This window comes from Arthrobacter sp. MOO21 (assembly GCF_057369995.2).
In genome coordinates this window covers 3,427,017-3,440,938 of the sequence record NZ_CM170671.2, presented here as the reverse complement: position 1 = coordinate 3,440,938, position 13,922 = coordinate 3,427,017, and the positions used below count along the sequence as shown (strand labels likewise).

Sequence of the window (13,922 nt, the reverse complement as noted above, 5' to 3'; positions counted from 1 at the left end):
GGGCAGGCTAGATCAGTTCTGTCAGCGTATCGCTCAGACGGACCAGTTCGTGGTCGTGCGAGGCGACCAGGACGGCGATACCGTCCGACGTGGTGTCCTTCAGGATGCTGATGATGCGGTTTGCCGAAGCACGGTCCAGGCTGGCGGTGGGTTCATCCACCACGAGGACCCGGGTCCCCAGGATCAGGGCGCGCGCGATGGCCACGCGCTGCCGTTCACCGCCGGAGAGCTGCGCGGGACGGTGCCGCATGCGGCGGCCCAGGCCCACCAGGTCCAGCAGGTCCTTGGCCATGTCCCGCCGCTGCTCCACCTCACCGTCGGGGACGGCGGGCAGCAGGACGTTTTCAAGCGCGCTCATGCCGCCGATCAGGGCACCGCCCTGGTCCACGTAACCGATCAGGGCACGACGGCGGTCGGCGATTTCGTCGTCGCCCATGCTTTCGAGGGAATCGCCTTCCCAGAAGACGCGGCCCGAGGTCGGCAGGGTGAGTCCCGCGCCGACGGTCAGGATGCTCGTCTTGCCGGAGCCGCTCCGGCCGGCGACGCAGTGCATCTCGCCGGCATGCAGGGTCAGATCGAAGCCTTCGACCACGCTCACGGCCTCGGCACCGCCCTTACCGCCGCCGTAGCGGATGGTGATGTCGCGCATTTCCAACGGGGTGGCATGGTCCGCGGACTTGACGATGGTGTTGGCCCGGGTCTGCAGGGGGACCTCGTTGGAGCCGCCCCTGCGGCTCCGCTGGAGGTTCGTCGGGTTTGTCATTGGACCACTTTCGTTGCAATCGGTATCCAGCAAAGTACAGCCACCAGCCCGGCCACGGCAGCCCAGAGGGCCGCGTAGGGGGCCAGCAGCAGGCCGATGCCGAGGGCGCCCAGCACGCCCAGCGGCAGGGCCACGGTTCCCACCAGCGCATTCTCGAACAACCGGACCTGCCGCAGCATGTCAGGGTTCCAGCCCATTGCCTGGAGGATGCCCAAGTACTGGCGCTTGGCGTTGAGCTCAAAGCGCCCGGTGACCAGGGTGAGGACAAGGCCCACGGCTACGCCTGCCAGTGCCAGCAGGATGCTCGGCAGGGTGACGCTGGCCGCGGCCAGCCCGCTCAGCGCGCTGGCACCCGCGGCGCGCGGGATGTCGATCAGCAGTGCGATCAGCCCGCCCACCGCGGCTCCGAAGACACCAACGGCGATGGCAAGGGACAAGGTGTTGAACTTGTTGGTGCTCAGCTGCCGGTTGGCAAAGGTCAGCGGGGAATCGACCGGGATGAGCCGCTCGTCGTGCTGCGGCTCCTGGTCGATCTCATCGCGGTGGCGGAGCTGCTGCGCGGCGAACAGCGCCGCACCCACGTACAGGGCCAGGACGGCGGCGCACACCAGCGCTGTGGCCAGGCTCCAGCTCACCAGGCCCAGCACGATGCCGACGGCGGCGAGCAGCACGGCTCCGACGCCGAATTCCTCCAGCACCCAGCTCCGGATCCGCCGCTGGGTCCAGCCCATGGCGCGCAGGGTTCCCGCCTCACTGCGGCGCTTGCGGATGTAGCTGACCGTTGACGCCCCGGTCAGCAGGGCAGCCCCGCAGAGAGTCAGGAAGAGGAGGGTGACGTTGGTGCCGGACAGCGCTCCGGTCACGGCGTCGGCGGCGTTCTGCCGGACCCAGGACTGCTGGACGGTGCCCAGCGCCGATTCCTTGCCCGCTCCATCCTTGGAGTAACCGGGTACGAAGATGCTGGTGTCCTCACGGGCAGAACCGGCCACCACCGTGGCGTCCAGGCCCATGTCGCGGATCTCGGAAGCAAGCTTTTCCACCTCCGGCTGGGCGTCCTTCCAGCTGCCCGGCGCCTTGGCGCGGACGCGCACGGCGTCGATGACTGCGGCGTTCTGCTTGTAGCCGCGGGCGGCCGCCAGTCCGTAGTAGTCGGTGATGGCGCCGGCAGACTGGCCTGCCAGCCCGGTGGCGCTCAAGGACGGCTTCAGTTCCGCCCCGGGAACGTCCTTGCCTGCGGCGTCCTTGACCAGGGTGAACGGGGTGGGGTCGTAGCCGCCCAGGGGAAGCTTGTTGACGTCGCCGGACGCGGCAGCCACCGTGGCCGGATCGAACGTGCCGTAGACCATGGGCATCGGCGTTGCCGCCTGCTGCTGGCCCGTGGACAGGTTGTCCCGGTAGGAACGCTCATCCACCGGCTCGCGCTGGGTCTGGTCGACGGGTGCGCCGTTGGCAGCCTTCTCCGGGAGCCGGTTGACCGTGACCCACTCACCGGGGACTGCGGTCTTGTCAACGGCGCCGTTGGACGCGGTGTCGCCCTCCGTGTACTTGGGTGCGCCGGCGAAGTTGGTGCTCCACTTGGCGGGCGTGTACAGCCCCTGGTTGAAGTTCCCGTTGCTGCCCAGCAGCGAGGTGTGGTCGGTGGAACCGGGCCAGGACAGCGCGAAGGGGTCCTTGGACACGAAAGGCAGGTAATCCTTGCCCAGCGATTTCGAAACGGTACCGACGTCCTTGACTACCTTGCCGGCGTCGTCAATCTCTTCGATCTTGACGTTGTACTTGAGGTCCAGGGACGTGCCGGAGCGCACGATCAGCGGAACGGCCTGGGAACCCGTGGTCAGCTGTCCTGTGCGCTTGGCCTGCTGGTACTGGGTCATCAGGGGGGCCCAGTACTTGAGCTTGACGCCCAGGAAGTCAGGGCCCTCCTTCAGCTGGTCCATGCTGATGCCGCTGGTGAACAGCCCTTCCAGGTACCGGCCCACCGCACCGGCGTCCCGGGCATCGGCGGGCGGCGCCTTTTCCAGCGGGGCCAGGAAGTCGCCGGCCGAACCCAGCAGCGCGCGCTCGGCGGCGGGGTCCACGGCCACTACCGACTCGGTGACTTCGGGTGCGAGCGGCAGGGCGACGGAGAGATTGAAGAGATTGTGTTCAGAACCGCCGGCGGGGGCGGGGAACTTAATGCCGGTCTCCCCCGCGGGCGGGGCGATGCGGATGCTGCTGCCGCCCTGCGTCTTCTCCTCGACGAGGCGGGCCTTGCCCAGGGTTCCCTCGGCGCTGGTCTTGAACAGGGTCTGCTCCGAGTTGCCGTCCGAGCTCACGGCACTGGCGGTCAGCCGGTACTTCTTGGCCTTATCGCTGAGGACGGATTCGGCGGCCGGCCACTTGTCCGGAGCCGTGGCGCCCGCGGCCTGGTCCGCAGTGGCGGTGCCGGCGAGCCCGGCGTTGTAGCCGAGGTAGTCCATGGCGTCGAGGCGCGGTGTCTCCAGGTTCTGCGTGACCCTTGAGACGAGGCTGATGGGCGCCGCCACGGATGTGCCGGACAGCTTCCTGATGGAGTCCAGCTGGTCGAAGCCGATGCCACCGGCGCCGTTGGCGATCTCCGGCTGCAGGAGGGCCCCGGACGGCGCCTTGGCCTGGACCAGGATGTCGTAGAGCCCCCTCGAGTTTTCATCAACCGTCCGGTTGAGTGCGGCCTGTGACTGGCTTTGGACGAGGACCGACAAGCACATGGCTGCGATCAAGATGGCCGCGGTCAACAGCAGCACCCTGCTTCTGATGAACCTCTGGACGGCGTTCATGGAACTCCCTGAAACCTGGATTGCGTGCGCACACTTCCATCCGCCCGGGCAGACGTGGTCAATGACGGACGGATGTGCAAAAGGTATTGGCCGGTCTGCCGGCTACGGTCCTGAATCAGGACCATGCCATTGTAAGCAGACCGGCCAATCTTATGTATTTCCGCCCGGACACGCCGGGCGAAGGAGCCGCCGCGGTGTTTCCGCCGCGGGTGTCGGGACTAGTCCTCGAGGTCCACTTCCCGGACCATCTCGGCGCCGATTCCGGCCTTGATAGCGTCCAGCACCTGCTGGGGAACGGAGCTGTCGATAGTCAGCAGGGCGAGGACCTGGCCGCCCTCGTTGGAGCGGGCAACCTGCATGCCGGCGATGTTGATGTTGTTCATGCCCAGGATGTGGCCGATGGTTCCGATGACGCCGGGACGGTCGGTGTAGGCAACCACCACCAGGTGTTCGCTGATCGGGATCTCGACTTCGAAGCCGTTGATCCCCACGAGTTTTTCGATCTGCTTGGGACCGGTCAGGGTACCGGCCACGGAGATCTGGCTGCCGTCGCTCAGGGCGCCCCGCAGGGTCAGCACGTTGCGGTAGGACTCCGTCTCGGGCGTGGTGATGAGCCGGACGTTGATCCCGCGCTGTTCGGCGATGACGGGGGCGTTGACGTAGGAGACCTGCTCGGTCACGACGTCGGCGAAGATACCCTTCAGCGCCGCCAGTTCCAGGACCTTGACGTCCAGGGAGGAGATTTCACCGGCCACCTCGACGTCGAACTGGGTCAGCGACGCGTGGGTCAGCGCGGTGAAGATGCGGCCCAGCTTTTCGATCAGCGGGATGCCCGGGCGGACGTCGGGGGCGATGACGCCGCCGGCCACGTTGACGGCGTCGGGCACCAGCTCGCCCGCGAGGGCCAGGCGTACCGACTTGGCGACGGAAACGCCGGCCTTTTCCTGCGCTTCGTCAGTGGAGGCGCCCAGGTGCGGGGTGACCACGACGTTGTCGAGCTTGAAGAACGGGAGGTCCGTGCTGGGCTCCTTGGCGAAGACGTCCACGCCGGCGCCGGCGATTTCGCCGTCCTGCAGGGCGGTAAAGAGGGCTTCCTCGTCCACCAGGCCGCCGCGGGCGACGTTGACGACGTAGGCGGTGCTCTTCATCTTCTTGAAGGCGTCCGCGCCCAGCATGCCCACGGTTTCCGGTGTCTTGGGCATGTGGATCGTGATGAAGTCGGACTGGGCCAGGAGATCGTCCAGGGTGACCAGCTGCACGCCGAGCTGCGCGGCGCGGGCGGAGGTGATGTAGGGGTCGTAGGCGAGGATCTTCGTGTCGAAGCCCTTGAGGCGGGCTGCCACGAGGGCGCCGATCCTGCCCAGGCCAATGATGCCGATCTTCTTCTCGAACAGTTCGATGCCCGTGTACTTGGAGCGCTTCCATTCGCCGTCCTTGAGGGCGGCGCTGGCCTGCGGGATGTGGCGGGCAAGGCTGAGGATGTGCCCCACGGTGAGCTCAGCCGCCGAGACGATGTTGGACGTGGGCGCGTTGACTACCATCACGCCGGCCTGGGTGGCGGCCTTGATGTCCACATTGTCCAGCCCGACGCCGGCACGCGCGATCACCTTCAGGTTCTTGGCGGCGGCGATGGCTTCGGCGTCAACCTGGGTGGCGGAGCGGACCAGGATGGCGTCTACGTCACTGATCGCCGAGAGCAGCTGGGAACGGTCGGCGCCGTCGGTCTGGCGGATTTCAAAGTCCGGGCCGAGGGCCTCGACGGTGGCGGGGGAAAGTTCTTCGGCGAGCAGTACTACGGGTTTTGACACGGCTGATCCTCTGCGTTGCAGTCCTGGGGATGGAACAAGTCTAGGCCGACGGAAAGGCCGGGCTCACATTGTTAAGTGTGAACCCGGCCTCACCGTGGCACGCTATGCGGTTGGGCCTGCGGCCTTAGCGGGCTGCGGAGCCTTCCACGTAGTCAACGTCCTGCTGCTGCCAGGAGAACAGGGAGCGCAGCTCGCGGCCGACAGCCTCGATGGGGTGCTGCTCGGCCTTGGCGCGCAGCTCCTTGAACTCCACGGCGCCGTTGTCCTGGTCCTCGATGAAGCGCTTGGCGAATGCGCCGGACTGGATGTCGGCCAGGACGGCCTTCATGTTTTCCTTCACCTCGGGGGTGATGACGCGCGGACCGGAGACGTAGTCACCGTATTCGGCGGTGTCGGAGACGCTCCAGCGCTGCTTGGCGATGCCGCCCTCCCACATGAGGTCGACGATGAGCTTGAGCTCGTGCAGCACCTCGAAGTAGGCGATCTGCGGCTGGTAGCCGGCCTCGGTCAGGGTTTCGAAGCCGTACTGGATCAGCTGGGACACGCCGCCGCAGAGGACAGCCTGCTCGCCGAACAGGTCGGTTTCGGTCTCTTCCGTGAAGGTGGTCTTGATGACGCCGGCGCGGGTGCCGCCGATGGCCTTGGCGTAGGACTTGGCCAGTTCCCAGGCGGATCCGGAGGCGTCCTGCTCGACGGCGATGATGTCCGGGATGCCGCGGCCGGCTTCGAATTCGCGGCGGACGGTGTGGCCCGGAGCCTTCGGGGCAACCAGGATGACGTCAACGCCCTCCGGTGCCTGGATGTAGCCGAAGCGGATGTTGAAGCCGTGCGCGAAGGCGAGGGCCTTCCCCGGGGTCAGCTTGTCCTTGATGGAGTCGTTGAAGATCGAACGCTGGTGCTGGTCCGGCGCCAGGATCATGATGACGTCGGCCCATTCGGCGGCGTCGGCGACGTTCTTGACGGTGAAGCCCGCGTCCTCGGCCTTGGCCCTGGACTTGGAGCCTTCCTGCAGGGCGATGACGACCTCGACGCCGGAATCGCGCAGGTTCAGCGCGTGGGCGTGGCCCTGGGAGCCGTAGCCAACGATGGCTACCTTGCGGCCCTGGATGATCGCCAGGTCTGCGTCGTCGTCGTAGAACATTTCAGTCACTTGCGTAACTCCTCTTGAGTGGTTTCCAGATAGTGGTCTTGCGGTGCTGCGGTTACGGGCGCCAAGTCCCGCCAGGGCACGTGCGTGTCCTAGGCGGAGCGGAGCGCCCGGTCACTCATGGAGCGGGATCCCCGTCCAACGGCCAGGGTGCCGGACTGCACGATTTCGCGGATGCCGAACGGCTCCAGCACTGAGAGCAGGGCTGTGAGCTTTTCGGGGTGGCCGGTGGCTTCAATGACGACCGAATCGGTGGAGACGTCGACTACTGAGGCACGGAACAGGTCTGCGGCCTGGGTCACCTGCAGACGTGTCGCGGCATCCGCACGTACTTTGACCAGGATGTGGTCGCGCTGTACGGAAGATTCGGGGGTGAGCTCAACGATCTTGATCACGTTGACCAGCTTGTTGAGCTGCTTGGTGACCTGCTCGATGAGGTCGCCATCGGCGTCGACAACCACCGTCATGCGGGAAACACCCGGCACTTCGGTGGGGCCAACGGCCAGGGAATTGATGTTGAAGGCGCGGCGGGCAAAGAGGCTCGCAACACGGGTCAGGACGCCGGGCTTGTCTTCAACCAGAACGGAAAGTGTGTGGCGGCTCATGGTCAGTCTTCCTCTTCCCATTCCGGGGTCATGTTGCGGGCAACCTGGATCTGGTCGTTGCTCACGCCGGCGGGCACCATCGGCCACACCATGGAGTTGGGGCTCACCACGAAGTCGATGACCACGGGGCGGTCGTTGATTTCGAGGGCCTTCTGGATGGTGGCGTCGATGTCTTCTTCGCGTTCAACGCGGAACGAGGCGCAGCCGTAGGCCTCCCCCAGCTTGACGAAGTCCGGGATGCGGACGGTGTCGTGGCCGGTGTTGAGGTCGGTGTTGGAGTAGCGGCCCTCGTAGAAGAGGGTCTGCCACTGCCGCACCATGCCCAGCGACGAGTTGTTGATGACGGCAACCTTGATGGGGATGTTGTTGATGGCGCAGGTAGCCAGTTCCTGGTTGGTCATCTGGAAGCAGCCGTCGCCGTCGATGGCCCAGACCACGCGGTCCGGCTCGCCCACCTTGGCGCCCATGGCCGCCGGAACGGCGTAGCCCATGGTGCCGGCGCCGCCGGAATTCAGCCAGGCGTGCGGGCGCTCGTACTTGATGAACTGCGCAGCCCACATCTGGTGCTGGCCCACGCCCGCCACGTAGACGCCTTCGGGCCCCGTCAGCTCACCGATCCGCTTGATGACCTTCTGGGGTGCGATGAGGCCGTCGTCCGGTTCCGTCCAGCCCAGCGGGTAGGTTTCCTTGAGGTTGTTAAGGAATGCCCACCACGTGGTGAGATCCGGAGTGCCGGAAGCCTCGAACTGGCTGCGCACGGCCTCGGTCAGCTCCGGGATGATCTCCTTGACGGACCCGACGATGGGCACATCAGCGGTACGGTTCTTGGAAATTTCGGCAGGATCGATGTCCGCGTGGATGACCTTGGCGTTGGGTGCGAAGGTCTTCAGTACGCCGGTGACGCGGTCGTCGAAGCGGGCACCGAGGGTGATCAGCAGGTCGGACTGCTGCAGGGCGGTGACAGCGGAGACGCTGCCGTGCATGCCGGGCATGCCCACGTGCTGCGGGTGCGAATCCGGGAAAGCGCCCTTGGCCATCAGGGTGGTCACCACGGGAGCGCCGGTAGCCTCGGCGAGGGCGAACAGCTCTGCCGAGGCGTGCGCCTTCACCACACCGCCGCCCACGTACAGGACGGGTTTGGTGGAAGCGGCAATGAGCTTGGCGGCCTCCCGCACCTGCTTGTTGTGGCCGCGGGTGACCGGCCGGTAGCCGGGCAGGTCGATTTTCGGCGGCCAGGAGAAGGTCATCTGGCCCACCTGGGCGTCCTTGGCGACGTCCACCAGGACGGGGCCAGGGCGGCCGGTGGAGGCCAGGTGGAAGGCCTCGGCCATCACGTGCGGGATATCGTTGGGGTCGGTCACCAGGAAGGAGTGCTTGGTGATGGGCATCGTAATGCCCACGATGTCGGCTTCCTGGAACGCGTCGGTGCCGATGACGCCGCTGGACACCTGGCCGGTGATGGCCACCATCGGCACGGAGTCCATATGTGCATCCATGATCGCGGTAACGAGGTTGGTGGCACCGGGGCCGGAGGTGGCGATGCAGACGCCCACCTTCCCCGTTACCATGGCGTAGCCTTGCGCGGCGTGGCCGGCTCCCTGTTCGTGACGGACCAGCACGTGATTCATGGTGGAGGCCATCAAGGGGTCGTAGGTGGGCAGGATCGCGCCACCGGGCAAACCGAAAATGTCGTCGACGCCGAGTTCTTCGAGCGAGCGGACGATCGCTTGCGAGCCGGTCATCACCGTCGGGGGTACGACGTTGTTCGGCCCAAGGACAGGAGAGACGGCAGCAAGATCGGCGACGACGGCGGCATGGTCAGCCGTCCGGTCGGCACGTTCCGGAGCCTTGGGGGCTCCAGGGGACTTGGTGGCCATCAGCGAGGGGCTGATGGGCGATCCTTTGCTCATCGGACTCTTCCTTGTGGATCTTCTCTGGTTATGGGACTGCGGGAAATAAAAAAACCCCTCAGCCTGGTAGCTCTGTGAGGGGTTCGCGCGTGACGGTTCGTTACCAGGGGGCTGTTATGCCACGCGCTTGGTAAGGACGACGACGGTGCCGACGGTAACGAAAGTCATGCGTTCAGTCTTCCCTCTTGGCAAGATGAGTGTCAACGAGCAACAACCCTATCTCACCATGTGGACCACACTGTCCACGGAATGACCCTACCCCAAACTTCCGGCGCGAGCGCCCTCAGCCCGGGGCCCCTCGGGTCACCCCTTATTAAGCCCTGCCGCCTAAAGTGGGCAAGGTCCCGGGACGGCCCTCCCAGGCGACTCAATATCAGCCGGTCCAGGCTCCCTGGCTCGCGCTGTGCACCAGCTTGGCGTATTTGGCGAGCACTCCCTTGGTGTACCTGGCAGGCAGCGGCTGCCAGCCCACCTTGCGTGCCTCAAGCTCGGCGTCGTCCACCAGCAGGTCGAAGGTGCGGGCGGCGATGTCCACCCGGATCCTGTCCCCGTCCTTCACGAAGGCGATGGGGCCGCCGTCGACCGCTTCCGGGGCAACGTGGCCGATGCACAGGCCGGTAGTGCCGCCGGAGAACCGGCCGTCGGTGAGGAGCAGGACGTCCTTGCCCAGGCCCGCACCCTTGATGGCGCCAGTAATGGCGAGCATTTCGCGCATGCCGGGCCCGCCCTTGGGGCCTTCGTAGCGGATGACGACGACGTCGCCGGCCTTGATCTCACCGTTGTCGAGTGCATCCAGGGCACCCTGCTCACGTTCGAAGACGCGGGCCGAGCCCTCGAAGACGTCGGCATCGAACCCGGCACTCTTGACCACGGCTCCCTCCGGAGCCATGGAACCGTGCAGGATGGTGATGCCGCCGGTCTTGTGGATCGGGTTGTCCAGTGCACGCAGGATCTTGCCGTCGACGTCGGGCGGATTGATGGCCGCAAGGTTTTCCGCAACCGTCTTGCCAGTGACGGTGAGGCAGTCGCCGTGCAGCAGGCCGGCGTCGAGCAGTGCCTTCATGATGACCGGCACGCCGCCGATCCTGTCGACGTCGGTCATGACGTAGCGGCCGAAGGGCTTGAGGTCGCCCAGGTGCGGGATCTTGTCGCCAATGCGGTTGAAGTCGTCGAGGGTAAGCTCAACTCCGGCCTCACGCGCGATGGCCAGCAAGTGCAGCACGGCGTTGGTGGAGCCACCGAACGCCATGGTGACGGCGATGGCGTTCTCGAACGCTTTCTTGGTCATGATGTCGCGGGCGGTGATGCCCAGGCGGAGCAGGTTGACCACCGCCTCGCCGGACTTGCGGGCAAATTCGTCACGACGGCGGTCCGCCGAGGGCGGGGCGGCGGACCCGGGCAGTGACATGCCCAGCGCCTCGCCGATGCAGGCCATGGTGTTGGCGGTATACATGCCGCCGCAGGCTCCTTCGCCCGGGCAGATCGCCTTTTCAATGCGGGTGAGGTCCTCCATGCTCATCTTGCCGGCGGCGCAGGCACCCACGGCCTCGAAGGCGTCGATGAGGGTGACTTCCTTTTCCGAGCCATCCTCGAGCTTGACCCAGCCGGGCATGATGGAGCCGGCGTAGAGGAAGACGCTGGCGAGGTCCAGGCGGGCTGCGGCCATGAGCATGCCCGGCAGGGATTTGTCGCAACCGGCCAGCAGGACCGAGCCGTCGATCCGCTCGGCCTGCATGACGGTCTCGACGGAGTCGGCGATGACTTCGCGGGAAACCAGGGAGAAATGCATGCCTTCGTGGCCCATGGAAATACCGTCCGAGACGGAGATGGTGCCGAACTGCATTGGGAACCCGCCGCCGGCGTGGACGCCTTCCTTGGCGCCCTGGGCCAGACGGTTAAGGGAAAGGTTGCAGGGGGTGATTTCGTTCCACGAGCTCGCGACGCCGATCTGCGGCTTGGCGAAGTCGTCGTCGCCCATGCCGACGGCCCGGAACATGCCGCGCGCAGGGGCTGCGTGGATGCCATCGGTCACCACCCGGCTGCGGGGCTTGATGTCGGGCTTGCTCACAGTCTCGGTCCGGGCGTCGCTCATAGGGGAAAGTCTAGGGCGCGGCACCGCGGCGAAACGACCATCAGCTCCCCTTTTCTGACAAATGCCGGGATTTCTCCGCCAGATAGTGGACTTCCGTCTCATATTCTGAGATCGGGCGCCTCGCTTCAGGGCTGTGCAAGCCTCTCACCTGCGCCTTCTCCTCGCCCTTCCCCGCGCCCGCGTCTCTGGACAGAGGTGGTGACCCGACGTAGCGTCGGGGCAGGACATCAACCCATCCGTAACCGAAGGGCTTGCCATGGACATTGTCTTCTGGATCATTCTTCTCGTCGTCATCGCCGTCGTCGTCTGGTGGCTGCTGAACCGCAACAAGGCCGGCAACCCGCCTGGCCCCGGGCAGTCGCGTGCCGACGGCGCCCTGGGGGGCGGAAGCGCTGCGGCGTCCGCAGAGGCAGCCGGGACCTCCGGAATTCCCTCCGCTGCCGGGTTCGGCAAACCAGCTGAACCCGCCGCACCTGCAGCGGCGGAAGAACCGGTGGACGCAGCCGGCCCGGCTTCCCCGTCTGCCGGCGCCGGTGTGCCGCAGGCTGCGCCAGGTAACGCCGGCACGGGCGAGACCGGCACTGGCGAGGCAAGCACTGGCGAGGCAACGCATGAGGAACGCCGGCGCCAGGACGAGGCCGAATGGGAAACCCAGTGGTCCGAAGCTGCTTCTCCAGCACCCCGTGCTGGATCCTCCGCAACTGGCACCGGCGCCGCATTGCACCCGGTAGCTGCGGACACACCGGAGCCGGCATCGGCGCCAGCGCCAGCGCCGTCGGCGCCTGCGCACCCTGCCGGCGAAGCAGAATCCCCGGCCGCGCCGCCGGTCCACCATGACGAGTACACGGGGCCGCATGCCCCCACCCTGCCGGGTGCGGAAACTGCCGCCGTGGAAGAAACGGACGACGCCGGGACACCACTGGGTGCCGTACAGGAAGCGGGCACTCCGGTACAGCAGGAGCCGGCAGGCACGGCGGCGACCAGTGCCGGCGCCACCGCCGCCCCGTCCACCGCCGCCCCGTCCACCGCTACTCCCCCCACCACTGCACCGTCGGGACCTGCTCCTTCCAGTGCCGAAGGTGCCTCCGGTGATGCCGCCACGGCGGAGACGCTCGACCGTGCGCAGTCTTCGGCCGTCGTTGAAAACGGGGCCGACCATCATGCCAGTGTCCCGGCCGGGCAGGGCGCAGCACTTGCCGAACCCGCGGGGCATCTGGCCGCCGACGAACCCTACGGCGCAGGCTCGGCCGCGCCGGGCCCCGATGGAAGCGGGCCTGCCGAATTCACCGTGAAGGGCGACGCCGGCGCCATGGTGTACTACGAAGAAGGACACCCCGACTATGAGCAGACCCGGGCAGAGGTGTGGTTTGAGTCTGCCGCGCACGCCGAGGCCGCCGGCTTCCGGGCGCCGCGCCGGAAGCGCCTCTAGCGGCCCAGGCGCCCGCCCGGCGACCCGCTCCTGGACGATTGCCTGCCTGGTTTTGTTCCTGGCGGCATGCACCGGAAGCCCCGCGCCCGCGCCAACGGGAAGCGGGGGGACGGCTCCAGGCACCGCTCCGGAGCTGCAGGTGGCGGAACGGCTGGACCTGCAACTGGATATCCCCTGGGCCGCGGTCTTCCTGCCCGACGGCACGGGCATTATTTCTGAGCGGGACAGTGCCCAGCTTAAGGCGGTCCGCGACGGAAAAGCCACGGACCTCGGCAAGGTTCCAGGCGTCGTGCCCGGCGGGGAGGGAGGCCTGCTTGGCCTGGCGCCCTCCCCGCAGTTCGCCGCCGACCGCTACCTTTACGCCTACCTGACAGCCAAGGACGACAACAGGGTGGTGCGGCTGGTTGTCGAGGACAACGGCAGCGGTTCCTTCAGGCTGGGTGAGCCCGAGGCTGTCTTCACCGGAATTCCAAAAGCCGGAACCCACAACGGCGGCAGGATCCGTTTTGGCCCCGACGGATTCCTCTACGTTGGAACCGGCGATGCCCAGCGCCGGGAACAAGCCCAGGACCCGAGCGCCTTGGGCGGCAAGATTCTCCGGCTCACCGCCGACGGCCGCCCGGCGCCGGGCAACCCGTTTGGCAATGCCGTGTACAGCCTCGGCCACCGCAACGTGCAGGGGCTGGCCTGGGACCGTTCCGGAAGGCTGTGGGCGAGCGAGTTCGGGCCGGATGTCAATGATGAGCTGAACCTGATCCAACCAGGGGCCAATTACGGGTGGCCGGCAGTCACGGGCGCTCCGCACCGCGCGGAGTTCCAGGATGCCAAGGTGGTCTGGCCCGCTACGGGCGAGTCATCGCCGAGCGGCCTGGAAATAGTCGGGGACACGGCCTACCTGGGAGCGCTCCGGGGCCAGCGCCTGTGGGCCGTCCCGTTGGCCGGGACGGAGGCGGGCAATCCTGTGGCCTATTTCACAGGCGAGTATGGGCGGATCAGGGACGTAATCCGGGCCCCCACCGGACGCCTTTGGCTCCTGACCAACAACGAAAACCCTGATTTCGTGCTGGTTTTGCGGCTGTTCGAGTGATGGGGAGCCCGCTGTACGAGCCGATTTCACTTGCACCAAAAGTTCGTGTAGAGTTTCATGTCGTTGCGGAGATCAACGGGAAAGAAAAAGCCCGGAGATGAACGCAAAGAAGATGCACCTCTAGCTCAATTGGCAGAGCAATTGACTCTTAATCAATGGGTTCCGGGTTCAAGTCCCGGGGGGTGCACCACTCGGAAAACAGCCTCTGGCCCGCGGAAACGCGGACCGGGGGCTGTTTTGTTTTAGGTTGTTCAAACTGCTGCGGCCCGTCCCGCATATGATTCTC

At 66.4% G+C, this 13,922-nt stretch carries 9 protein-coding genes and 1 tRNA gene; 3 read left to right on the top strand and 7 right to left on the bottom strand.

The window, feature by feature from the left end; all coding sequences use genetic code 11:
- Positions 1-7: 7 nt before the first annotated feature.
- From AC2JAJ_RS15970 to ilvD, 7 genes are all read right to left on the bottom strand, one after another.
- Positions 8-763 carry an ABC transporter ATP-binding protein gene (locus AC2JAJ_RS15970; protein WP_486415201.1) on the bottom strand — a complete coding sequence of 252 codons (756 nt, stop codon included), beginning with the start codon at positions 761-763 and terminating at the stop codon, positions 8-10.
- Positions 760-3,558, bottom strand: coding sequence for an ABC transporter permease (locus AC2JAJ_RS15965; RefSeq protein WP_221386841.1), 2,799 nt, complete (start codon positions 3,556-3,558; stop codon positions 760-762). Before AC2JAJ_RS15965 ends, AC2JAJ_RS15970 begins: the two co-directional genes overlap by 4 nt.
- A gap of 218 nt (positions 3,559-3,776) precedes the next feature.
- On the bottom strand, positions 3,777-5,366 hold the full coding sequence (serA, locus tag AC2JAJ_RS15960; protein WP_221386840.1) for a phosphoglycerate dehydrogenase: 1,590 nt from the start codon (positions 5,364-5,366) through the stop codon (positions 3,777-3,779).
- 124 nt (positions 5,367-5,490) lie between these two features.
- Complete coding sequence (gene ilvC / locus AC2JAJ_RS15955; protein WP_221386839.1) at positions 5,491-6,516, bottom strand: ketol-acid reductoisomerase; 1,026 nt, start codon at positions 6,514-6,516, stop codon at positions 5,491-5,493.
- An 89-nt stretch (positions 6,517-6,605) separates the two neighbouring features.
- On the bottom strand, positions 6,606-7,118 hold the full coding sequence (ilvN, locus tag AC2JAJ_RS15950) for an acetolactate synthase small subunit (protein ID WP_043453275.1): 513 nt from the start codon (positions 7,116-7,118) through the stop codon (positions 6,606-6,608).
- A 2-nt stretch (positions 7,119-7,120) separates the two neighbouring features.
- Positions 7,121-9,028: an acetolactate synthase large subunit gene (locus tag AC2JAJ_RS15945; RefSeq protein WP_473696979.1), complete on the bottom strand. Its 1,908-nt coding sequence runs from the start codon at positions 9,026-9,028 to the stop codon at positions 7,121-7,123.
- Between the two features lie 373 nt (positions 9,029-9,401).
- A complete protein-coding gene (gene ilvD / locus AC2JAJ_RS15940; RefSeq protein WP_486415203.1) occupies positions 9,402-11,120 on the bottom strand; it encodes a dihydroxy-acid dehydratase in 1,719 nt (572 codons plus the stop codon).
- Positions 11,121-11,376: 256 nt separating this feature from the next.
- Here ilvD and AC2JAJ_RS15935 point away from each other — a divergent pair, with 256 nt between their 5' ends.
- The 3 genes from AC2JAJ_RS15935 (at position 11,377) to AC2JAJ_RS15925 (ending at position 13,826) form a co-directional block, all read left to right on the top strand.
- Complete coding sequence (locus tag AC2JAJ_RS15935) at positions 11,377-12,549, top strand: sunset domain-containing protein (protein WP_486415204.1); 1,173 nt, start codon at positions 11,377-11,379, stop codon at positions 12,547-12,549.
- A gap of 37 nt (positions 12,550-12,586) precedes the next feature.
- A complete protein-coding gene (locus tag AC2JAJ_RS15930; protein WP_486416787.1) occupies positions 12,587-13,636 on the top strand; it encodes a PQQ-dependent sugar dehydrogenase in 1,050 nt (349 codons plus the stop codon).
- Between the two features lie 114 nt (positions 13,637-13,750).
- Positions 13,751-13,826 (top strand) — tRNA-Lys (locus tag AC2JAJ_RS15925).
- The last annotated feature ends 96 nt before the right edge of the window (positions 13,827-13,922 follow it).

Excerpts from the sequence above, each read along its gene's own strand:
- AC2JAJ_RS15970 (WP_486415201.1), bottom strand. The coding sequence starts at position 763 with ATGACAAACCCGACGAACCTCCAGCGGAGCCGCAGGGGCGGCTCCAAC.
- AC2JAJ_RS15965 (WP_221386841.1), bottom strand. The coding sequence starts at position 3,558 with ATGAACGCCGTCCAGAGGTTCATCAGAAGCAGGGTGCTGCTGTTGACC.
- ilvN (WP_043453275.1), bottom strand. The coding sequence starts at position 7,118 with ATGAGCCGCCACACACTTTCCGTTCTGGTTGAAGACAAGCCCGGCGTC.
- AC2JAJ_RS15945 (WP_473696979.1), bottom strand. The coding sequence starts at position 9,028 with ATGAGCAAAGGATCGCCCATCAGCCCCTCGCTGATGGCCACCAAGTCC.
- ilvD (WP_486415203.1), bottom strand. The coding sequence starts at position 11,120 with ATGAGCGACGCCCGGACCGAGACTGTGAGCAAGCCCGACATCAAGCCC.
- AC2JAJ_RS15935 (WP_486415204.1), top strand. The coding sequence starts at position 11,377 with ATGGACATTGTCTTCTGGATCATTCTTCTCGTCGTCATCGCCGTCGTC.